This window comes from Streptomyces sp. JNUCC 63 (genome assembly GCF_054366325.1).
In genome coordinates this window covers 8,540,710-8,560,110 of sequence record NZ_CM135963.1, presented here as the reverse complement: position 1 = coordinate 8,560,110, position 19,401 = coordinate 8,540,710, and the positions used below count along the sequence as shown (strand labels likewise).

The window sequence follows — 19,401 nt, the reverse complement described above, 5'->3', positions numbered from 1 at the left end:
CGGAGTCCTTGAGTCACTGTCCCGACAGCCCTGTCACCGTTACCTGGCCCGGTAGCCTCTCGGCGCTGCAGTACCGGGACCGGGCGTGTCAGACGGGCCTGGCGGGAGGATGAGCCGTCACGCGCGGCCCAAGACCAGCCAGGGGTCACTGTTCCTGGCCTACCACCGTGTTCGCGGGACCGCACTCAGCGGCCGCTCCAGTGGGTGACGCTGGGGATGGGGGTGGCGAGGCAGCGGCGGGTGCCGATGGTTGGGGGGGCGTTGGGGGCTGAGTGCGTCTTTGAAGGCGGTGAGGAGTTCTTCGACGCGGGTGCCACACGGGGGGCTTCCCTGAAGGGGGGTTGGGGGGAGTGGCTGGGGGGCCGGGGCGGAGGGTGCGGGGGTTTCGGCTTCCCACAGGGGCAGGAAACGGGGATCCGGGCACCGCGAGAGGGCTCATCCGGGCTCATCCACGAGAGCCCGAAAAAAGTTCGGACGGCGATGTCGAGAACCCGTGACTGGATCCGTCCCCGGGGTGAACGCGGCCCACAATGGGTCGCACCAGCACCGGGGAGAGACACGATGGCGAAGTACTTGCTGCTCAAGCACTACCGCGGCGCTCCGGCCGCGGTCAACGACGTGCCGATGGAGCAGTGGACGCCGGAAGAGATCTCGGCGCACGTGCGGTACATGCACGACTTCGCGGCCCGGCTGGAGCGGACCGGCGAGTTCGTCGACGGTCAGGCGCTCGCCCCCGAGGGCACGTTCGTGCGGTACGACGGCGAGGGGCGCCCGCCGGTCACCGACGGCCCGTTCGCCGAGACCAAGGACCTCATCGCCGGCTGGATGGTGATCGACGTCGACAGCTACGAGCGCGCCATCGAGCTGGCCGGGGAACTGTCGGCCGCCCCAGGGGCGGGCGGGAAGCCGATCCACGAGTGGCTCGAGGTGCGCCCGTTCCTGGCCGCGCCGCCCACCGTCACGGAATGACCTTTCAAGATGAACGAGGCCCTGCTGCGCAGCCTCACGCCGAGCGTGCTCGCCATCCTCGTCCGCCGCGGAGCCGACTTCGCGGCGGCCGAGGACGCCGTGCAGGAGGCGCTTCTTGAGGCGGTGCGCGTCTGGCCGGCCGGCCCCTCCCCAAGCTCTTCGGGCAGGGGATACCCGGTGCGGGATCCCAAGGGCTGGCTGGTCACTGTGGCCTGGCGCAAGTTCCTCGACGGGCGGCGGGCGGACGCCGCCCGCCGTCGGCGTGAGGACCTCCTCGACGAGGAGTCGGCGCCCGGGCCGGCGCCCGCGGTGGACGACACCCTCCAGCTCTACTTCCTGTGCGCCCACCCGTCGCTGACCCCGGCATCGGCGGTCGCGCTCACGCTGCGCTCCGTCGGCGGGCTGAGCACCCGCCAGATCGCCCAGGCCTACCTGGTGCCCGAGGCGACCATGGCGCAGCGCATCAGCCGTGCCAAGCGCACCGTGGCCGGCGTGCGGTTCGACCAGCCCGGCGACGTCGCCACCGTGCTGCGCGTCCTCTACCTGGTCTTCAACGAGGGCTACTTGGGCGACGTCGACCTCGCCGCCGAGGCCATCCGGCTCACCCGGCAGCTCGCGGCCGCCGTCGACCATCCCGAGGTGGCGGGGCTGCTCGCCCTCATGCTGCTCCACCACGCCCGGCGCGCCGCCCGGACCGCGCCCGACGGCAGCCTGGTACCGCTCGCCGAGCAGGACCGCGGCCGGTGGGACACCGCCTCGATCGCCGAGGGCATCGCGATCCTGCAGGCGGCCCTCGCCCGCGACCGGCTGGGCGAGTTCCAGGCCCAGGCCGCCATCGCGGCCCTCCACGCCGACGCGCTTACCGCCGAGGAGACCGACTGGGTGCAGATCGTCGAGTGGTACGACGAGCTCGCGCGCCTGACCGGCAGCCCCATCGTCCGGCTCAACCGCGCCGTGGCCGTCGGGGAGGCCGACGGACCGCGCGCCGGCCTGGCGGCACTCGCGGCGCTGGACGACTCACTGCCCCGCCACGCCGCGGTGGCGGCGTACCTCCACGAGCGCGACGGCAACCTGGCGACGGCGGCACGGCTGTACGCCGAGGCGGCCCACAAGGCATCCAGCCTCGCCGAGCGCGACCACCTGACCCGTCAGGCCGCCCGGCTCAACGCCCGCCGATGTCGCTGACGGGCCGCGCTCGCAATGTCCCGCAGTACCCGGCGCGGCCCCGCGGCCCAAGCGGTCGCCGCACAGTGAGTAGGCAGGCCGAGACCAGATGCGCAACGCGTTGCCGGCGGGGAAGCGTAGCGACGACAGGCGCGCTGGAAGCGTGGTGCCTCAACAGACCCGCCCGGTGAAGTGCCCGGTGAAGGCGGCCCATCCGCGACGGTTCGGCTGTGCGGCAAGCGGCTCACCCACGCGCGTATCGCAGAAAGCGACCGCATCGCAGTGTGTGGTGTCGATGTCTTCTTCGAGGGCTTTCACGGAGTTGAGCACCCGCACGGGCGCCGCCTTCGCAACGGCACCAGGATGTGTGTCCGGTTCAGCCGCAGTAACGGCTCACCGTGCGTCACGATCCACCGCTGACAGGCCGGACAGTAACCGCACAGCCGGTCGGTCAGGGACAGGATCGGGCTTGTCCCGGACCTGCCCTGTGAGCTGCGGCCTGCTGGTGACTTCTGAAAGCGTTCAGTCTGTCGTCCTTGCGGCGAGGAAGGTGCTCAGGCTGTCGAGGAGCATGGTGCTGCCCTGCTTGGCCATGTCGCGTTCCTCGGCGGTGTCGCAGGTCTGGTGGAGCACGATCTGTGTGTGGTGGCCGTCCTGCTGGTCGAGTTTCACGGTCATGGTGGCGGGCTCGGGCTTGCCGGGGACGTCCATGCCGATCACCAGGCGGCGGTTCTCGACGACCTCGAGGTAGGAGCCGGTCAGCGGAAACTGGCCGCCGTCGGGGGTGAGCATCGTGGCCTTCCACGCTCCGCCCGGCCGTACGTCCATCTCGACGGAGCCGGCGGCAGCGCCTGCCCACCGGGCGTACTGCTCGGCGGTGGTCCACGCCCGCCACACCTTCACCGCGGGGGCGTCCAGCGTGCGGGTCAGCGTGTAGGCGAAGCCGTCGGCCGCGGTGGTCTGCTCGGTGCTCATGTCTCGTCTCCTCGTCTCGTTCCTGGTCGGGCTGTTGCACTTGTAGACGCCCGTGGGCGTAAAAACTCATCGCTGTACCGTCCGGGGCGACGACGAGACCGTCGGCATCTCGACCGTTCCTCGCGGTTCCACCACAGCGCCCATCCGGCGTCACGGGCACCACGCCGAGTGGACCCGCGGCCACCTTTATGGCGTCCCGACCTCCTGCTGCGAGAGCCGTGGTGTGCCGTTGAGCAGGCCGGTGCCCAGGGCGGTGAGGGTGTGGTGGACGGCGCTGCCGTGGCGGTGCCTTTCCTGCGCCCTCCGTCGCATCCGAGGGTGAGGAGGAGCGCTTCGCGGGTGTCGTTGCGGATCTCCCGGCGGATGCATGTGCGGGGGGAACCAAAAACCCTGCGGTCTTGGGTCTGTATCCGAATTACGATCCCGGGGGGACGGGTGCCATGGGGCGGCGGTGGGGGTGTGGGGCATGCGTGGGGACTTCAGGGGTGGTGAGGCTGCGGCGGTGCGGTTGGCGGGTGGTGCGCCGCTGCAAGCTGCCCTCACCGTCGCCGATCCTCTTGCCTGGCTGGCGTTGGACACCGGTGTGCGGACCGTTGACTGGTACCGGCCGGGCCGCTTGCCGCAGGGGGAGCGCACCGCCCCGCTGCCCGCCGACGCCGCGTCGTTCGACGAGCCGCGGCTCGCTTTGGCCCTGTGCCACCGCGACGGCCGGATCCGTGAGCGGGCCGTGCGGCAGGCGGCGGCGTATCCCGGTCTGCTGCCGCTGCTGGTGATCCGTGCCTCCGACTGGGCGGACCCGGTGCGCGAGCGGGCCCGGGCGCTCCTGCGCGACCTGCTGGATGCGGAGTCCGCTGTGGCCCTGGCCCCGCTGATCCTGCTCGTCGGCCGCCGAGACCGCGGTGACGCCGTCGTCGGACTGCTCGGCGAGATCCTGCGCACGACGCCCCGCGAGCATCTCGGTTTCCTCTTCGGTCATGCCGACCGCGGGGTGAGGCGGTTCGCGTACCGCCTGGCGGTCGAGGAGCGCCTGCTGACTTCCGCGGAACTGGCCCGCACGGCCTCACGCGACGAGGACGTGGTCGTGCAGACCCTGTGCGGCCAGGCCGCTCTGGCCGCCGTGGGCGACTCGGCCGCGGGCGCGCCGGGCGACGACGTGCTCACCCCACTGCTCGGAGCCCGCTTTCCGCGCGTGCGTGCGATCGGCGTCACGGCACTGCGGCGGGCGGGGCGGCCGGATCGGGCCGAGGAGTTCCTGGCCGACCGCGCGGCCCTGGTACGGGCCTGCGCGCGGTACGTCCTGCGGCAGCACGGCATCGATCCGCTGCCCTGGTACCGGCGCCGCTGCTCCTGTGCGGGCGACGCCGCGCTGCCGCCCGGCGCAGCGATCGGACTGGCGGAATGCGGCCAGCGCACCGACGCCGCACTGCTGTGGCCCCTGCTCACCCATCCCGCCCCCGGGGTGCGGGCGCGGGCCGTGGCCGGGCTGCGCACGCTGGACGCAACCGGCACGCGACGATTGCTGCCCCTGCTGGAGGACGCAGCGCCCGGTGTCGTCCGGGAGGTGACCGCGGCCCTGCTGCCTTCGGCGCGGTCTTTGGACACCGACTGGCTCACCGCGCGGCTGGCGTCCGACCGGCCGCGGCACGTGCGGGTCGCCGCGTTCCGGCTCCTTAACGCCGCCGGCGGGCTCGTAGGGCTGAGGGCGTCGGTGGCGCTGCTGGCGGATCCGGACGACCGGCTGCGGTCGTGGGCCGAGCAGTCGGTGCAGGGCTGGCATCCCTGTGCCGACGTACCCCGTGGAGCGGCGGAGGTAGGCGAACTGCTCCAGAAGGTCCAGCATCTCTTCAGCGCCCACGCGTACCGTCGGCTCCTGGGGGCGGCCGGTCTGGGCCGCTGACGCCCGGCCGTCCCGCAGGGACGTCAGCCTCTTCACCGGCAGCCTCTATTGGTCGTCTGCGGTCGTTCGGCGGAGCAGGGGGAGTCTGGTCGAGCGGTTGGTGCCGAACAAGCTGGGACGGCTGTTCTGCCGTGCGGTGGTGAAGACCGCGGTGCGGCGGCCGCAGGGTGCGCGCCGGGTGCGCCACCGGCACACCGCACGGCCGCGCCGGCACCTGTCGACCGGCCTCGTTCCGCAGCACCTCGGCATCGGCCCGCACGCCTCGCCCGGCTGACGCGGCCGCGCGCTCGCCAACGGCCACCACGGCAGCCCCCCGGCCGCCTCCAGGCCTGATTGCCTCGCCCCGCCCACTCCGTCCGATATGTCACGCCATACGTGCGGTCAGGGGACCGCGGCGACTTGCCGGTACGGCGGTCACGCCGGATCGCTGGGCCGCGGACGCCGAGTGCGTCCAGCCGCGCGTGCGCGGCCGCGAACAGGTCCGAGCCCGAAACCGGGCGAGAACGAGTCGGTGAGGTCGCCGCCCTCGGCCGGCCGGTTGACGATCCGGACCTGGCCGGTGGGGCGGGGAGCCGGCTTGACGGCTGCACGCCCCTGCTGCCTGTGCAGCGCGTCCTGTCCTGCGCAACGGCGTGCCGGTGGCCGTGCTCGACCCGGAGCCGGGCCAGATCCGCGGCCCTGCCTTCCTCCCCCTGGTCTTCCCCGGCAAAGAGCGGCTGCGCCGATTCAACCGGTCGAAGGCAAGGCGGCGGCGTGTGCCCTTGGACGGGTACCGGGCGGCCCTGGTTGACGCCCCGGAGCGTGCCAAGCGGTCGCGCGTGCTCCGCACGGGCGCGCATCCATGCGGGTGCCAGACGCCACGGCTGGCCGTGGTGACTCCATACGGGAAGGCGCCCGCTGAACCATGCGAGGAGATGACGTCGGCGGCCGCGCTCGACCGGGCCGCCTGCCAGAAGCGCGGCGGCGCCCATGACCGGCCGTGGCGCAGGACCGGTCAGTGGCAGTGACGCTCGCCAACCACACAGGCTGGTCCCCTTCGCCATGTGCACGCCTCTCGCGCGCTCGGACTACTACGGGACCTCCGCCCCACCCCGCGGCCCTCGGCCGGCGACGGGCCTGCCCTGGACCAGGCCGGCTGCCTGCTCCCGAGGGCGACCGGGGGTGGTTCCCACGTTCACTCGATGACCGGTTGACGAGGGAGGTGCCCAGCTCTTGCCCCGGCAGCATCGCCACGACTACGCCGCAGTTCTTCATCGTGGCCTCCTCACCGACGGCACTACGCGGCTTCGGAGTTGACCACCGAAGTGGCCACGCGCTGCATCCCGGCCCATATCCACCAGGTTGGAGCCGGTTCGCTCGCTTACGGGGCTTTACCACTGGTTCCTCGCGTACACCTTCTCGTCTCGCTTGCCGGGCCCGCACCGTCTGGCAGTGCCAGCACGTCCCGGCGTTGTCAGGGCCGCTTCCCACCCTCACCGGCGTCCCCCGGATCAGGCTGCCCTCAGCTTCAACCGGACTGCTGCGACAGCCCGGTGGCGGAGTCCTTTCACCCCCGCCCGGTCTTCAAGCGCCTCGTGGCGCACCGTGCCGTCCAGGATCACGTGCGCCATGCCCTGCGTCTGACAGCCCTTCAGGACCTCGTGCAGGTCGGGGGCCTGCTCGGCGAGGACATCGATGCCTTCGTGCAGGTAGCGGTAGCCGGTGGCCTGGGAGACGCCGGCATTACGAGCCAGGCAGTGCACGCAGCCACACTCGCGGAACCAGCGCAGCACCAGCACCGCCTGGCGGAACGGGCCCAGCGCCCGCGAGCCACGCGGCGGCTTTGGGGCCTGCGCATTCCGGCCGGGTGGGCTGCGCAATGCGCTGAGCTGCTGTGGTCGGGTCCATGGTCGGGGTTTCGGGGGCTTTGGTGGGGGTCGTGGTCGGGGCTTTGGGGGGTGTGGTCGGGTTCGTGGTGGAGTACCGGGGATTGGGGCCCGCCCCTCCCCGCAAGCCGGGGATGCGTGGGAGGAGGGGCGGGTGTCCGTGGGTGGCTGGTGCCTTACGCCTCCGGGAGGTCGTTGAGGTCGATGGTGGTGTAGGCGCGGAGGCGGCGGACCATCTGCGAGGCGAGGTACCAGCGTAGGCCGGGGTGTCCGTAGGGCAGTGCGTCGTCCGGGGCGGGCAGGGCACGGAGTCCACCGTCGCCCCAGTGGTAGGGGGTGCCGATGACCCCGTACAGCGGGGCGCTCTGCACCAAAAAGACGGTGGGCCGGCAGGCGAGGTGCGGGCATTGCCGGGCCGCGATGCGGGCGTGTTCCAGGCAGACGGGCGGCTGCGCGGTGCGCACCACCGCATCCTCGGGGCGTACCTCCTGCGGGCCGGCGAGGAAGATCACGCCGTGGCGGGTGCGGGCCGGGGCGGCACAGACCTGGCAGCGCAGCTGCTCCATGGTCTCGCGCTGCCGGGAGGGGTGGACCATCCGCCAGCGCGGCCGCCCGGCGGGCAGCCCGTCGGTGCCGATGGTCTGGGAGCAGCGTCCCCACAGCACGCCGCGCAGGTCCCGGTCCTCGGGTTGTTCGTCCCGGTAGCCGAGCTGCAGGCGACCGTCGGGGCCGTGGATGCCGCGCAGCGATACGTGCAGGTCGGGGTGTTCGCCGTCGCGGCTGGTGATGTAGGGCACCAGCCGCGCGGTGGTGCTCGCGGACCTGGTGGGGGCGGTGCTCATCGAAAAGGGGTTCCTATCGGTGGTAAGGGGTGGGTGGACGACGTGGCGGGGGTGTCTGCCCCGGGGACTCGGCCGGTCCGGGTGGGGGCCGGGGACGGGCGGCTTGGGCCCCGGCTTCCCGTAGACCGGCAAGCCGCACGTGCACTGCGGGCAGCGAGTGCGGTGGACCGCAGTCCTGCATCGCGGGCGGGGCGTGGGGCGGTCCTGGGGGTGTGCTCCTGCCCCGGAGTGGCCGCTACGGGGCCGGCGGCCACCGGGGTGGCGGCCACGGGGGCGGGAAGTTGGGGGAGGGTTGGTCAGCGGCGGCGGACGGTGTGGGCGCACCGGGTGTGGATGCGGCCGGAGTGGGCGGCGCCGCCGGAGGGACTGATGTGGTCGTAGGGCATCGAGTCCTGACCGTCCCTGATCGGCTGGTCGCAGGCCGGGCACATCCGCACGCCGGTGAGGGTGTCGTGGTGGTCGCACAAGGCGATCACGGACCGGGCAAGCCGCTTGACCCGCTCGACCTCGCCGTGCAGGCCGGCGGCCTCGATCTCCTCAAGCCGCCGGCGGGCCTCGCCGACTCCGGCCAGCGCCACGTTGCGGGGCACGTCGTCGGCCGGGAGGCCTCCCGTGAGCTGCTCGATACGCGCGATCAGCTTCCACAGGTGCTGCCGGAAGTCCTGTTCGAAGCCCTTCACCGTCTGGTGGCGCAGGAGCGTCGGCTGGTCGATGAACCAGCCGGCCGCCGCGCGCACCGTGACGCTGGCCAGCGGCGCATCCGCCGGCGCGTCGGACGCGTTCACCGGGCTGACCCCGCCGTGCGGTGGAGGGGGCAGGCGCAGGGCGGCAGCGCGGTGCTCATCGGCGTGGGCACGGGCCTGTGGCCGTCGGGCACGATCACGGCGGCGCGCGGCGGCGTCGCGGTGCCTTCCCGGGTGACCGTGTAGATGCGCATCCACATCTTGGCGCCGGGTGGGCGGTGCAAAGGCGGCGCGGTACCGCTCGGCATCTTGATGCTCCCTGGTGTCGTGTAGCTGGGTGCTCCGGCCGCGTGGGGCTGTGCGGCGGTCAAGCTCAAGGGACGCCCCCCTGCGAGGGGCGCCCGGCCCTGGCGGGGGAACGCAGGGCCAGGCTCTCCTCCATGCCGCCGGGCGGTAAGCCATGCCGCGGGTGGGATGCGACGGTGGCCTCCGGGCGACCGATGACGACCGTAGGACCGGCGTTACTCAAATCCCAAGGAACTTGCGTGAGTTTGCAGCAGCGTGATTGACGGGCTCGTTTGGCTCGCCGACCATCGACGTGTCACGCAAACCTGAGCAAGGTTGAGGACAGGAGACAGGCGATGAAGTTACGGTTCCTCGGCACCAACTCCACCGGCGGCGACTGCCCGACGCTGTACGCGACCGACCAGGACAGCTACATCGTGCAGGGCTGGCAGCTCTTCGCGAACGAGCTTTTGATGCAGCTCGACATCCCCGAAGGCGAAACCGCGGTGGAGGTGCCGACCGAGCTGTTCGAGCATCTGAAGGAGGACGGTCTTCCGGTCGTGGACATCAAGCGTTTCCAGGCCCCGATCATGATCCTTACCCCGCAGGGTACGTGCGTCGTGCAGGGCAAGGCGGTGACCGACCCAGAAGCCCTGGCCCAGATGTCAATCCCGCACTACGAAACCTGCGTCGAGGTCCCGAAGCCGGCCATCACCGTCCTCCTGGAGGAGTCCCGTGGAGCTGATCTCCAGCGCTGAGCGCAACCGGCTCTTCGAGCGCTTCCAGCGCGATGCCTTCCACCTGGAGCTGCGCGATGACTACTCCGTACCCGGCGAAGGCGGACCGTTCCACAGCTGGCTTGAGGGAAGCGACGTCGACTACTCCTACCTCGAGCCGTGGATCCAGCTCATGCGACAGACCACCGGCCGTGGCATGACGGTGCGCCGGATGCGGGTCGTGACCGAGCCGCTGAGCCCCTACATCCAGTGGGAATACGCCACCACGCCGCTGAACGAGAAAGCCGGCGAGACCATCCGCTGGCTACCCCGACACCTCCTCCCAAACGGCGTCATCTTCCCCTTCGATGCCAGGGACTGGTGGCTGTACGACAGCCGCCTGCTGGCTGTGGGCCACTTCGATGCGGACGGCCGCGTGCTCGGATCGGAACTCATCGACGCCCCAGACGCCGTCACCCAGTGCGTAGCCCTGCGGGACCTTTTGTGGACCCACGCCATCCCCCACGCCGAGTACAAGCCCTGAACTTCCGTGAGCACACAAGTAGATGAGGCACTGCAAGCGCTCGGTGCCCGGCTGCGCGGCTTCCGCAAGGATGCCGGATTCACAAGCGGCCGGGCCTTCGCGCATGCCGCCGCATGGCACGAATCGAAAGTCTCCCGCATCGAGCACGGCAAGCAGCGCCCGAGCGAGGACGACATCCGCCTCTGGTGCGAGATCACCGGGCAAGGCGAGCAACTGGGCGACCTGATCGCCATCGTCCGCCACGTCGATGAACTGTGGCTCGAGTGGCGCCGGCAGCTTCAGGCCGGGGCGGAGAAGCGCCAGCACAAAGCCATCCCCGTCTACGCGAGAACCAAGGTGTTCCGCATCTGGCACCCCACGGTCGTATGGGGAACCCTCCAGACAACCGAGTACGCAAGCAAGGTCTTTGAGCAGGTCGTCAACTACTACGAGATCCCCGACGACTCCGAGGCGGCCGTGGCCAGGCGGCTGGAACGCCAGCAGTACCTCTACCAGGGCGAGAGAATCTTCAACGTCCTGCTCGGCGAACAGGCCCTCTACACCAACTTCGGCGGCCCGCACGTGATGAAAGGACAGCTCGACCGCCTCCTGGCGGTGATGCGGCTACCCAGACTCAGTCTAGGCATCGTCCCCCGCTCCGCGCCCGCCGCAATCTGGCCCGGCAACTCGTTCTCGATGTTCGACAACAAGCTCGTCCTCGTCGAGACCTACTCCGCAGAGCTGTCCGTCTCCCAGCCCCGAGAGATCGAGCTGTACGCCAAGGCCTTCGCCCTGCTCCAGCAGTCAGCCGTCTACGGCAACGCCGTCCGGGACATCATCTTCGCTGCCATCCAGCACTTCGACCGGATGCCAACCGACTAGGAGGCCACGCCGTGCCCGAGAAGCCCAATTGGCGCACCAGCTCATATACCTCACAGGACACCTGCGTGGAGGTCGCCGACAACGACCCGGCCGCGGTCATGGTGCGGGACACCAAGGACCACGGCCGCGGGGTCGTCTGTGTCCTGCCGGCATCCTGGGCAGCCTTCGTGTGGTACGCAAAGCAGCAGCAGTAGATTCCAGGAAAGCCGGTCCTCGGTTACCCATCCCAGGGGTGTTCCGTCGAATCGAGCACCCTGGCCGACCGTCACGCGGCCCTTCCCGCCGACGCGGGGGTGTTCACACCTGCGGCTCGTGTGAGCTTGGTGCCTGCCAGCCGCGCGCTTGGGTGGTTGGCGATGGCCGGTCCGCGGCAGCGTGTGCTGCTGCGGGGCGTGGTGGCGAGTCACGCCGTGCCGGCCATCGCCTGCGGCACCCGGCCCACAAGGGACCATCGAACCCGTTACCGGGTGCCGTGCTGTGGGGGCGGTGGGTGCACCGCCGGTTTCTATCTTTTCGGGCTGCGTTGGGCGGCCTGCTCGAGGATGCGTCGGCGCGTCCACCGCCGGCGGCCGCCCTTCTCGGTGAGTGCGTCGGGGGTTTGCAGCAGGGGCAGGTTGCCCTGGGAGAGGCTGCTGGAGAAGGAGTTCAGGCTCTTGAAGCCGAGCAGGGCGGCCGCCTGCGTGGCGCCCAGGAGCTCGTCGGGGTCGCCGTCGGCGGGGACGTCGGGGAGGGTGGGGGCGGTGCGCTGGGCGCCGGCGCGTTTGCCGCGGCCGGGGCGGGTGGCCATCCAGTCCAGCAGGGTCTGCACCCGCCACAGCTGCCGCCGGTAGGGGTTGGCGGGGGTGCCGAGTTCCTCGACGGCGTCCGGGTCGGGGAAGTAGCCGGGGTGGTCGCGGACGTAGGTGGTGACCTGGTTGGGGTTCTTGTAGCCCAGGAATCTTGAGGCTTCCGCCGCGTTGAGCAGGTCCTCGGGATTGCGCTTGGGTGGCGTGTGCGTGCGCAGCCGGGCGCCCTGGCGGTTGGCGAACCAGGCGGTGACCTCGGCGTGGTCCCACAGGCGGGCGCGGCCGCGCGTGCCGGCGATCTCGGGGAAGCCGTTTGCGGCGCGGTCGTTGTAGAGCATGCTGATCCGCGCGGGGGAGAGGTCCTGCTCGGCCGCGATCTCGGCAGCGTCGGTCAGGCGCGGCTCACGGCGCGGGGGCATGGCAGAAGCGTCCGTCCGGTGGGGAGGAGGGCCGGCCTGCCCGGCCCCTACTTCTCATAATGGCAGGAGTTTGGGGTGGGGTCCAGTTCGCCGCCCGGCTTCTTCCGGGCGGCGGGCTGTTTTCTCACGTCTCCGGGATGAGGCAGACGCCGCGGCGGGCGGCGTCCTCGGCCATTTCCGAGTAGGCCAGGGCGGCCGGGGTGAGCTCCCACTCGGCCAGGGTCAGCAGCAGGAGCAGCTCGCCGCGGTCCAGGGAAGCGTCGCCGGGCAGGCCGACCGCGGCCGTCGCCGCGAGGAGGTCGTCGGTGGGCAGGTCGCTGAAGCGCGTGGTGACGGTCTGGCGCAGTTCCTCAAGGCCCTGCTGGTACAGCTCGTTGGCTTCGCGCAGGAGCAGCAGCAGGTCGGCGTCGTGGCTGGCCGGTGCGGCGGCGGCGAGGTCGAGGAGGCGCTGGGTGGTCGTCGTCATTATGAGCAGTATCCCTCCTTTCTTGAGGGCGGTGAGAAAGAGGGAGCAGAAGGTGGTGGTCGGCTGCAGCCGTCACAGGCGGAGGTGTGGCGGGCGGCGAGGTCGACCGCCTTGTGCGGGGCGGCTGCTGCAGGGCGCGGCGGACCCGCAGCTCCAGCACGTCCATGTCGGGGCCGTCGCCGGGGCAGGTGATGCCGGGTCGGGGCTGTGGGCCGGCGGCTGGCCTCGATTAGGTCGGTGACGCGCCAGTCGGCGCGGAAGTTACCGCTGCGCGCCTGCTCGGCCTCTGCATACAGAGCGGCCGGCCGCCGGCCAAGGGAGAGCTGCACGTCATGGCGGGAGGCGAAGACGCACAGCGAGGAGGAGCATGTCTGCTGACTCCCAGCCAGTCGCCCGCGCCCGGCTGGGAGTCGTACGTCCAGTGGTGTCCTACCGGTGCACCCTGGTGCCGTTCCAGGACCGTGGCGGTAGGCCGGTCCTTGACCGGCAGCCACTCGTCGACGACGCGCGCTGTGGCTCCGCCCGGGTGGCCGACGAATCCATCCAAGAGCGGCCGAAGCGCCAGTTGGCCCTGGGGCCAGGCCTCCGGGCGGAGCCACAGCAATCATCACTGTCAGTCCTGCCCTGCGCTCCCGGACTGCCCCAGGCAGATCACGCAGCAGCCGCGCTATGCCTCGCCGGTCCTGTGCGGTGCGGTCTCCCGGGTTGCCAGGACCACCGTCAGGGTGATGGCGGCGCTCGCCATGACGTAGAACGCGGGGGAGGCGACGATTCCTGTCTCGGCCACGAGGAAGGTGACGAGGAAGGGCGCGGTGCCTCCGAAGGCGGAGACCGAGAGGTTGTAGCCGAGGGAGAACCCGCCGTACCGCACCCGGGTGCTGAACAGCTCGTTCATCGCGGCCAGGGTCGGGCCGAGGAAGATCCCCAGGATCAGTCCCAGGCCGCAGTGCGCGGCCACCGCGAGCACGGCGTTGTCCGAGTCCATCATGACGAACAGCGGATACGAGAAGAGCAGGGCCAGGACGCACGCCCCGCCGAGCACGGGCCTTCTGCCGACCCTGTCGGACAGTGCGCCCATCAGCGGGATCACCAGGCACACCAGGACCATGGAGACGACCGACGAGACCGAGGCGAGAGTGGCCGTGTGGCCCAGTGTGCTCTCCTGGTAGCTCGGGATGAACGTGAGGATCACGTACAGCGCGGCGTTCTGGAACAGCGCGTAGCCGGCGGTGCGGAGGATGGACCGCCAGTGCTTGGTGATCGACTCGAGCAGGGGGCGCTTGGCGACCTTGCCCTCCGCGCGCAGCGCGGTGAACTCGGGGGTCTCCTCCAGCTTGTTGCGGATGTAGAGCCCGATGAGTCCGAGCGGGGCGGTCATCAGGAACGGAATGCGCCAGCCCCAGTCGTGGATCTGCTCCGAGGTCAGGGAGAGGTTCAGCAGTAGCACGACCAGCGAGCCGAGCAGGAAGCCGAGGATGCAGCCCGTCTCGACCAGACTCACCAGGTAGCCGCGCCGCTTCGGTGGTGAGTACTCGGCGACGAAGGCGGACGCGCCGCCCATCTCCCCGCCCGCGGAGAATCCCTGGATCAGCCGCAGGATCACCAGGAGTACGGGGGCGAGCAATCCGATTGAGGCGTACGACGGCAGCAGGCCGATGCACAAAGTGGCGACCGAGACCGAGATGATGACCCGGGCCAGGGTCTTCTGCCGGCCGATGCGGTCGCCGAGCGTGCCGAAGAAGATGCCGCCCAGGGGCCTTACGGCGAAGGCCACTCCGAACACGGCGAAGGAGCTGAGCAGCTGGGTGGTGGGATCGCCGGTGGGGAAGAACACCTTGCCCAGCACACCGGCCAGGTAGCCGTACACGGCCACGTCGAACCATTCGACGACGCTGCCGATGGTGGCTCCGGCGGTCGCTCGGCGCAACGTGGACCTGTCGGGGACCGGTCGCGTCTCAGGGGGGCTCGCCCCTGGAGGAGCGGCGGTCTTGGGGTCAGCGCTCACAGGAACTCCCGATGGGGACGGGCGGGCATATGCCGCGGTCGACAGTGCTGCGACCGTAGGGAATCGTCTGACGATGCGCAAGGGATTCGCCGCCGAAACATCTCCGTCATCAGACGATGACCTTCGCGTTATCGATCGGGATAGTCCTCGAGGAGAGCCGCTTCGGAGTCCGTCAGGTAGGACTCCAGCAGGCTGGCTGCCTCCTCGATGCTTCCCGAACGCAGGGCCTCGGCGATCTCCCTGTTCCTGTCGAGGTAGGCGGCGTGGTAGACCCGGGTGTCGCTCATGTGCGCGTAGGCGAGCCGGAACTCCGCCAGGACGCCGCTCATCATCGTGTCCAGCCGGTCGCTGCCCGCGAGTGCGACCAGCGCCTCGTGGAACCGGATGCTCGCGGCGGCGACGGCGTCCCACCGCGACTCCTCCGCCGCGGCGCGGCCGTCGGAGATCGCGGCGGAGAGTCTGCGCAGGCCGGCCGGTGTCAGGATCCGAATGCTCCGCACCGCAGCGCACTCGACGATCCGCCGGACCTGGTAGAGATCGGCCACGTCCTCCCGGGACAGCTGACGGACGAAGACCCCGCGACTCAGCTCGTGGACCAGCAGTCGCTCCCGGATGAGCCGCTGGTAGGCCTCGCGGAGGGTGCTGCGGGAAACGCCGTGGACCTTCCTCACCTGTTCCTCGGACAGTCGCGTTCCCGGCTTGAGCTCGCCGGAGACGATCTGTGCCCGCAGTGCGTCCGCCACGCGGCTCGCGGTGCCGGCCGAATCCGTCATTCCTGCTCCGTTCGTGGCCGCGACGACAGCGGCGGCCGATCGCTCTTCCCGGTGGGGAGGAGTCGGAGTCTAGCAATTTTCGTCCGACGATCTCTTGCTAAATCGTCGGACGATCTATAGCGTCCGACTGGCGTGCCGATGACCGAGCAAGAGGCGCCGCGCACGTTCTCAGCCGGCCCTGGAGGATTTCTATGACCCAGTCCCGCGCACTGCGTGTCGGGGTAGACATCGGTGGCACCTTCACAGACATGGCGATCCTCGACGACTCCGGGATCGTCGCCGTCGGGAAGACCCTCACCACCCACAGCGAGCCCGCTGCCGCCGTCGAGACCGTGCTGCGTCAGACCTTGGCAGCACACCGACTCGACGCGGCAGACATCACCACCTTCGTCCACGGCACCACCCTGGTGACGAACGCGCTGATCGAGCGCCGTGGCGCGAAAACCGCGCTGCTCACCACCGAAGGCTTCCGCGACGTGGTGGAGATGGGCCGTGAGCACCGGTACGAGCTCTACGACCTTGATCTGGAACTGCCCCGCCCCCTCGTCCCGAGACACTTGCGCTTCGGCGTCCGCGAACGCGTGCTCGCCGACGGCACGGTCGACACCCCCCTCGACGGCGCCGTCGTGAAGCAACTCGCGGCCGAGCTGTCGGCGGCCGGGGTCCAGGCGGTGGCGGTGTGCTTCCTGCACAGCCATGTCAACAACGAGCACGAGCGGCAGACCCGGGAGATCATCCAGGCCACCGCGCCGGAGCTGCGTGTGGCGCTGTCCAGTGAGGTGAACCCCGAGATCCGTGAGTATGAGCGGAGCTCGACCACCCTGGCCAACGTCTACGTCCAGCAACTCGTCGAGACCTACCTGCAGGACCTCCGCGACCGTCTGCGAGGCCTCGGCCTGCGCAGTGACCCTTTGATCATGCTGTCGAACGGCGGGGTCGCGGCGATCGACGTCGCCCGGCAGTTCCCGATCCGGATGCTGGAGTCCGGCCCTGCCGGCGGCGCGCTGGGAGCCGTCGCGTTCGGCCGCAGCGCGCAGCGGCCCGACCAGATCGCCTTCGACATGGGCGGCACCACCGCCAAGCTCTGCATCATCGAGGCCGACCGTCCCCTGGTCACCCACACCTTCGAAGTGGACCGGGTGTACCGGCTGCGCGCCGGGTCCGGCCTCCCCGTACGGGCGCCGGTCATCGACATGATCGAGATCGGCACGGGCGGCGGCTCGATCGCCAGAGTCAACTCCCTCGGTCTGATCACCGTCGGCCCCGACTCGGCCGGATCCGAACCGGGCCCGGTGAGCTACGGCCGCGGCGGCGAGCACTGCACCGTCACCGACGCCGACGTCGTCCTCGGCTACCTGGACCCCGGCCACTTCCTCGGCGGCGACATGCCCCTGGACGTCGAGGCGGCGGCCGACGCCATCGACAAGCAGATCGCCCGAAGGCTCGGCATCGGCGTGGCCGAGGCGGCGTGGGGGATCCACGCGACGGCCAACGAGAGCATGGCGAACGCTGCCCGTGTCCACGCGATCGAACGGGGGCAGGATCCCACGCGCCTGCCGATGTTCGTCTCCGGCGGCAACGGCCCCCTGCACGGCCCCGGAGTAGCGGCCGCACTGGGCTCGCCGGCCGTGGTCGTGCCCCCCGCCGCGGGCGTCCTGAGCGCGCTGGGCTTCCTGTCCGCGCCGATGTCCATCGACGTCGTCCGCTCGCGCCACGCGGAGCTCGGCACCGTCGAACTCGCCGTCCTCGAGGAGATCTTCGGGGAGATGGAGGACGAGGGCAGCCGAATACTGTGCGGCTCCGGCATGTCGGCCGGGGACATCACGCACGAGCGCACCCTGGAGATGCGCTTCGTCGGGCAGGGCAGCGAGATCGAGGTGCCGGTGCCCCCGCTGGGGAGCCGCTGGAGGGAGGACCTCGCCGAGAGCTTCGCCGAGCAGTACCGGCAGCGGTTCGGCACCGTCGCCCCGGTGGGGGTCGAAACCGAGATCCTGACCTGGCGCGTCGCGTCACGGGGCCCCGACCCGAGGGCCCGGCTGCGACAGGCGCGTCCTGCGGAGTCCGAGGACGCTCTCGTCGGGCACCGCGACGCCTACTTCCCCGCAGCCGGGGGCTATGTGCCCACGGCCGTGTACGACCGGTACCGGCTGGCCGTCGGCACCACCGTCGAAGGCCCGGCGCTGGTGCGGGAACGGGAGTCGACGCTCGTGGTCCCGCCCGCTGCCCGCTGCACCGTCACCGACGACGGCAGCATCCTGGTCGAGTTCACTTCAGGAGGAACCCGATGACCACTGCCTCCGCTTCCGGCCGCCCGGTCGACCCGGTCGTTGTCGGGCTGGTGGCCAACCGGCTGCACTCCCTGCTGGACGAGCAGCAGGCCGCGCTGGTGAACACCGCCTTCAGCCCCGTGGTGCGCGAATCCCTCGACCTCGCCTGCGCCGTGTTCGACAGCCGCGGCGAGATGATCGGCCAGTCCTCCGGCGGCACCCCGGGCCACATCAACGCGATGGCGACCGGGATGAGACACATCGTGGCGAAGTATCCGCCCGAGGCACTCGCGGACGGCGACGTACTGATCACCAACGATCCGTGGATGACGGCCGGCCAGATCAACGACATCACGGTCGCGACCCCCGTCTTCCGCGACGGGACGCTGATCGCATGGTTCGCGAGCTGCTGCCACTCGCCCGACATCGGCGGGCGGATCCTGTCCGCAGCGGCGACGGAAGTGTTCGAGGAGGGACTGCGGCTTCCCATCCTCAAACTGCGTACCGCCGCCGGGCCCAACGAGCCGCTGGAGGAACTCGTCCGCGCCAACGTGCGCACCCCCGACGAGACGATGGGCGACATCTACGCCCAGGTGGCGGCCAATCAGGTCGGGGCCCGCAGCCTCGGCAGGATGATGGACGAGTTCGGCCTGGACAGCATCGACGCCGTCGCCGCCGAGATCATGCTCCGCTCCGAGAAGGCACTGCGGAACGCGCTGCGCGGACTGCGCGACGGCCGGTACGAGTCACGGCTGACGTCCGACGGGTTCAACGGAGAGCCGATCGACCTCGTGGTCGCCGTGACGATCGACGGGGACCGCGTCGACATCGACTACACCGGCTCCTCGCCCCAGTCCCCGCACGGCGTGAACGTCGTCCTCAACTACACCAGGGCGTACACCTCCTTCGCGATCAAGGCCGCGCTCGCGCCGGAGGTCCCGCACAACGCCGGCTCGTTCCGTCCCGTCCATGTGAGCGCGCCCCGCGGCTCGGTGCTGAACTGCGTCGACCCCGCCCCGGTCGCCTCCCGGCACCTGGTCGGGCACTTCCTGCCCAGCCTCCTGTTCGACGCCCTCCGCCCGGCGGTTCCCGGGGGCCTGCCGGCCACCAGCTCCGACGCCCTGTGGATGACCGTGTGGCGCGGCGGGGACATGGGAGAGACACATCCGTTCACCCTCACCGTGTTCGGTGCCGGCGGAACGGGCGGGCGCCCGGGCAAAGACGGCCTGAACACGACCGGTTTCCCCACCGGCGTACGGGCGGCGCCCACCGAGGTGCTGGAGACCCTCACCCCGCTCGTACAGCGGCAGCGCGAGCTGCGCCCCGACTCCGGCGGCCCCGGCGAGCACCGCGGCGGCCTCGGACAGGTGGTACGGGTCGGCCGCCGTGGCACACACGGATGGACGGTCAACGCCAACATCGACCGCGTCGACCACCCCGCCCCGGGCACACTGGGCGGACTGCCCGGCGCGCGGGGCGAGTTCACCGACGCCACCACCGGGGAGCAGCTTCCGCGCAAGCAGCTGGTACGCCTCGCCCCCGACTCCGTGGTCCAGTTGCGGTTTCCGGGCGGAGGTGGCCACGGCGACCCGAAGGCGCGTCCGGTCGAGCGCGTACTCGATGATGTCGTCAACGGCTATGTGAGCTGCGAGGCCGCTCGCGAGTACTACGGGGTCCACATCGAATACACGGGAGACCCCGATGCCCTGGTGCGGCCTCCCTCGTCCTACCGCGTCGTACGGGCCCGCGACTGACCCGACGGGTCGACACTCCCGCTCCCCACGTGATGGGCACACCCGTGCCCCGGCCGGCAGACCCGGCCGGGGCACGGGTCGATGCCGGGGCCCGCTCCGAAGCGCACGTGGGGTGAACTCCCCCGACTGAA

At 70.8% G+C, this 19,401-nt stretch carries 19 protein-coding genes and 1 pseudogene; 10 read left to right on the top strand and 10 right to left on the bottom strand.

What is annotated here, in order from left to right:
• Nucleotides 1-561 precede the first annotated feature (561 nt).
• Complete coding sequence (locus tag ACX25U_RS40010; protein ID WP_454387424.1) at nt 562-969, top strand: YciI family protein; 408 nt, start codon at nt 562-564, stop codon at nt 967-969.
• A 9-nt stretch (nt 970-978) separates the two neighbouring features.
• The gene (locus tag ACX25U_RS40005; protein ID WP_454387422.1) at nt 979-2,154 is read left to right on the top strand and encodes an RNA polymerase sigma factor; all 1,176 of its coding nucleotides are present in this window, start codon (nt 979-981) and stop codon (nt 2,152-2,154) included.
• A gap of 150 nt (nt 2,155-2,304) precedes the next feature.
• Here the strand turns inward: ACX25U_RS40005 and ACX25U_RS40000 are convergent, their stop codons facing one another.
• Entirely contained in the window at nt 2,305-2,469 is a 165-nt protein-coding gene (locus tag ACX25U_RS40000; RefSeq protein ID WP_454387420.1) for a hypothetical protein, read from the bottom strand.
• A gap of 186 nt (nt 2,470-2,655) precedes the next feature.
• Nucleotides 2,656-3,108 carry an SRPBCC family protein gene (locus tag ACX25U_RS39995; RefSeq protein ID WP_454387418.1) on the bottom strand — a complete coding sequence of 151 codons (453 nt, stop codon included), beginning with the start codon at nt 3,106-3,108 and terminating at the stop codon, nt 2,656-2,658.
• Nucleotides 3,109-3,574: 466 nt separating this feature from the next.
• Here ACX25U_RS39995 and ACX25U_RS39990 point away from each other — a divergent pair, with 466 nt between their 5' ends.
• Both ACX25U_RS39990 and ACX25U_RS39985 read left to right on the top strand, forming a co-directional pair.
• Nucleotides 3,575-5,005: a hypothetical protein gene (locus ACX25U_RS39990; protein ID WP_454387416.1), complete on the top strand. Its 1,431-nt coding sequence runs from the start codon at nt 3,575-3,577 to the stop codon at nt 5,003-5,005.
• A gap of 100 nt (nt 5,006-5,105) precedes the next feature.
• On the top strand, nt 5,106-5,279 hold the full coding sequence (locus ACX25U_RS39985) for a hypothetical protein (protein ID WP_454387414.1): 174 nt from the start codon (nt 5,106-5,108) through the stop codon (nt 5,277-5,279).
• A 1,306-nt stretch (nt 5,280-6,585) separates the two neighbouring features.
• Here the strand turns inward: ACX25U_RS39985 and ACX25U_RS39980 are convergent.
• From ACX25U_RS39980 to ACX25U_RS39965, 4 genes and pseudogenes are all read right to left on the bottom strand, one after another.
• Nucleotides 6,586-6,816, bottom strand: a pseudogene (locus ACX25U_RS39980) (helix-turn-helix domain-containing protein); the annotation flags it as partial.
• Between the two features lie 230 nt (nt 6,817-7,046).
• A complete protein-coding gene (locus ACX25U_RS39975; RefSeq protein WP_454387412.1) occupies nt 7,047-7,712 on the bottom strand; it encodes a hypothetical protein in 666 nt (221 codons plus the stop codon).
• Between the two features lie 296 nt (nt 7,713-8,008).
• Nucleotides 8,009-8,497 carry a DUF6415 family natural product biosynthesis protein gene (locus ACX25U_RS39970; protein WP_454387410.1) on the bottom strand — a complete coding sequence of 163 codons (489 nt, stop codon included), beginning with the start codon at nt 8,495-8,497 and terminating at the stop codon, nt 8,009-8,011.
• Nucleotides 8,494-8,703, bottom strand: a complete 210-nt coding sequence (locus tag ACX25U_RS39965; RefSeq protein ID WP_454387409.1) for a hypothetical protein — start codon at nt 8,701-8,703, stop codon at nt 8,494-8,496. Before ACX25U_RS39965 ends, ACX25U_RS39970 begins: the two co-directional genes overlap by 4 nt.
• Before the next feature lie 333 nt (nt 8,704-9,036).
• On the opposite strand from ACX25U_RS39965, the gene ACX25U_RS39960 reads away from it, so the two are divergent.
• The 4 genes from ACX25U_RS39960 to ACX25U_RS39945 are packed head-to-tail and all read left to right on the top strand — an operon-like array spanning nt 9,037 to nt 10,995.
• The gene (locus tag ACX25U_RS39960; RefSeq protein ID WP_454387407.1) at nt 9,037-9,438 is read left to right on the top strand and encodes a hypothetical protein; all 402 of its coding nucleotides are present in this window, start codon (nt 9,037-9,039) and stop codon (nt 9,436-9,438) included.
• On the top strand, nt 9,416-9,940 hold the full coding sequence (locus ACX25U_RS39955) for a DUF6879 family protein (RefSeq protein WP_454387405.1): 525 nt from the start codon (nt 9,416-9,418) through the stop codon (nt 9,938-9,940). The genes ACX25U_RS39960 and ACX25U_RS39955 overlap by 23 nt, the downstream gene beginning before the upstream one ends.
• A gap of 6 nt (nt 9,941-9,946) precedes the next feature.
• Entirely contained in the window at nt 9,947-10,801 is an 855-nt protein-coding gene (locus ACX25U_RS39950) for a helix-turn-helix domain-containing protein (protein WP_454387403.1), read from the top strand.
• 11 nt (nt 10,802-10,812) lie between these two features.
• Nucleotides 10,813-10,995: a DUF397 domain-containing protein gene (locus ACX25U_RS39945; RefSeq protein ID WP_454387402.1), complete on the top strand. Its 183-nt coding sequence runs from the start codon at nt 10,813-10,815 to the stop codon at nt 10,993-10,995.
• Between the two features lie 311 nt (nt 10,996-11,306).
• Here ACX25U_RS39945 and ACX25U_RS39940 read toward each other — a convergent pair whose 3' ends face one another.
• The 4 genes from ACX25U_RS39940 to ACX25U_RS39925 form a co-directional block, all read right to left on the bottom strand.
• Entirely contained in the window at nt 11,307-12,005 is a 699-nt protein-coding gene (locus ACX25U_RS39940) for a hypothetical protein (protein ID WP_454387400.1), read from the bottom strand.
• A gap of 124 nt (nt 12,006-12,129) precedes the next feature.
• On the bottom strand, nt 12,130-12,471 hold the full coding sequence (locus tag ACX25U_RS39935; RefSeq protein WP_454387399.1) for a hypothetical protein: 342 nt from the start codon (nt 12,469-12,471) through the stop codon (nt 12,130-12,132).
• A gap of 667 nt (nt 12,472-13,138) precedes the next feature.
• Nucleotides 13,139-14,398, bottom strand: coding sequence for an MFS transporter (locus ACX25U_RS39930; protein ID WP_454387397.1), 1,260 nt, complete (start codon nt 14,396-14,398; stop codon nt 13,139-13,141).
• A gap of 206 nt (nt 14,399-14,604) precedes the next feature.
• Nucleotides 14,605-15,249, bottom strand: a complete 645-nt coding sequence (locus ACX25U_RS39925) for a GntR family transcriptional regulator (RefSeq protein ID WP_454387395.1) — start codon at nt 15,247-15,249, stop codon at nt 14,605-14,607.
• A 191-nt stretch (nt 15,250-15,440) separates the two neighbouring features.
• Between ACX25U_RS39925 and ACX25U_RS39920 the strand changes: the two genes are divergently transcribed.
• Both ACX25U_RS39920 and ACX25U_RS39915 read left to right on the top strand, forming a co-directional pair.
• Nucleotides 15,441-17,537, top strand: a complete 2,097-nt coding sequence (locus ACX25U_RS39920; RefSeq protein WP_454387393.1) for a hydantoinase/oxoprolinase family protein — start codon at nt 15,441-15,443, stop codon at nt 17,535-17,537.
• Nucleotides 17,534-19,270 carry a hydantoinase B/oxoprolinase family protein gene (locus ACX25U_RS39915; RefSeq protein ID WP_454387391.1) on the top strand — a complete coding sequence of 579 codons (1,737 nt, stop codon included), beginning with the start codon at nt 17,534-17,536 and terminating at the stop codon, nt 19,268-19,270. The genes ACX25U_RS39920 and ACX25U_RS39915 overlap by 4 nt, the downstream gene beginning before the upstream one ends.
• Nucleotides 19,271-19,401: the final 131 nt, after the last annotated feature.

What these genes read in the sequence shown, in the direction of transcription:
- ACX25U_RS39990 (WP_454387416.1), top strand. Translation starts at nt 3,575, where the DNA reads ATGCGTGGGGACTTCAGGGGTGGTGAGGCTGCGGCGGTGCGGTTGGCG.
- ACX25U_RS39965 (WP_454387409.1), bottom strand. Translation starts at nt 8,703, where the DNA reads ATGCCGAGCGGTACCGCGCCGCCTTTGCACCGCCCACCCGGCGCCAAG.
- ACX25U_RS39960 (WP_454387407.1), top strand. Translation starts at nt 9,037, where the DNA reads ATGAAGTTACGGTTCCTCGGCACCAACTCCACCGGCGGCGACTGCCCG.
- ACX25U_RS39925 (WP_454387395.1), bottom strand. Translation starts at nt 15,249, where the DNA reads ATGACGGATTCGGCCGGCACCGCGAGCCGCGTGGCGGACGCACTGCGG.
- ACX25U_RS40010 (WP_454387424.1), top strand. Translation starts at nt 562, where the DNA reads ATGGCGAAGTACTTGCTGCTCAAGCACTACCGCGGCGCTCCGGCCGCG.
- ACX25U_RS39935 (WP_454387399.1), bottom strand. Translation starts at nt 12,471, where the DNA reads ATGACGACGACCACCCAGCGCCTCCTCGACCTCGCCGCCGCCGCACCG.
- ACX25U_RS39920 (WP_454387393.1), top strand. Translation starts at nt 15,441, where the DNA reads ATGACCCAGTCCCGCGCACTGCGTGTCGGGGTAGACATCGGTGGCACC.
- ACX25U_RS39995 (WP_454387418.1), bottom strand. Translation starts at nt 3,108, where the DNA reads ATGAGCACCGAGCAGACCACCGCGGCCGACGGCTTCGCCTACACGCTG.
- ACX25U_RS39940 (WP_454387400.1), bottom strand. Translation starts at nt 12,005, where the DNA reads ATGCCCCCGCGCCGTGAGCCGCGCCTGACCGACGCTGCCGAGATCGCG.
- ACX25U_RS39915 (WP_454387391.1), top strand. Translation starts at nt 17,534, where the DNA reads ATGACCACTGCCTCCGCTTCCGGCCGCCCGGTCGACCCGGTCGTTGTC.
- ACX25U_RS39975 (WP_454387412.1), bottom strand. Translation starts at nt 7,712, where the DNA reads ATGAGCACCGCCCCCACCAGGTCCGCGAGCACCACCGCGCGGCTGGTG.
- ACX25U_RS40005 (WP_454387422.1), top strand. Translation starts at nt 979, where the DNA reads ATGAACGAGGCCCTGCTGCGCAGCCTCACGCCGAGCGTGCTCGCCATC.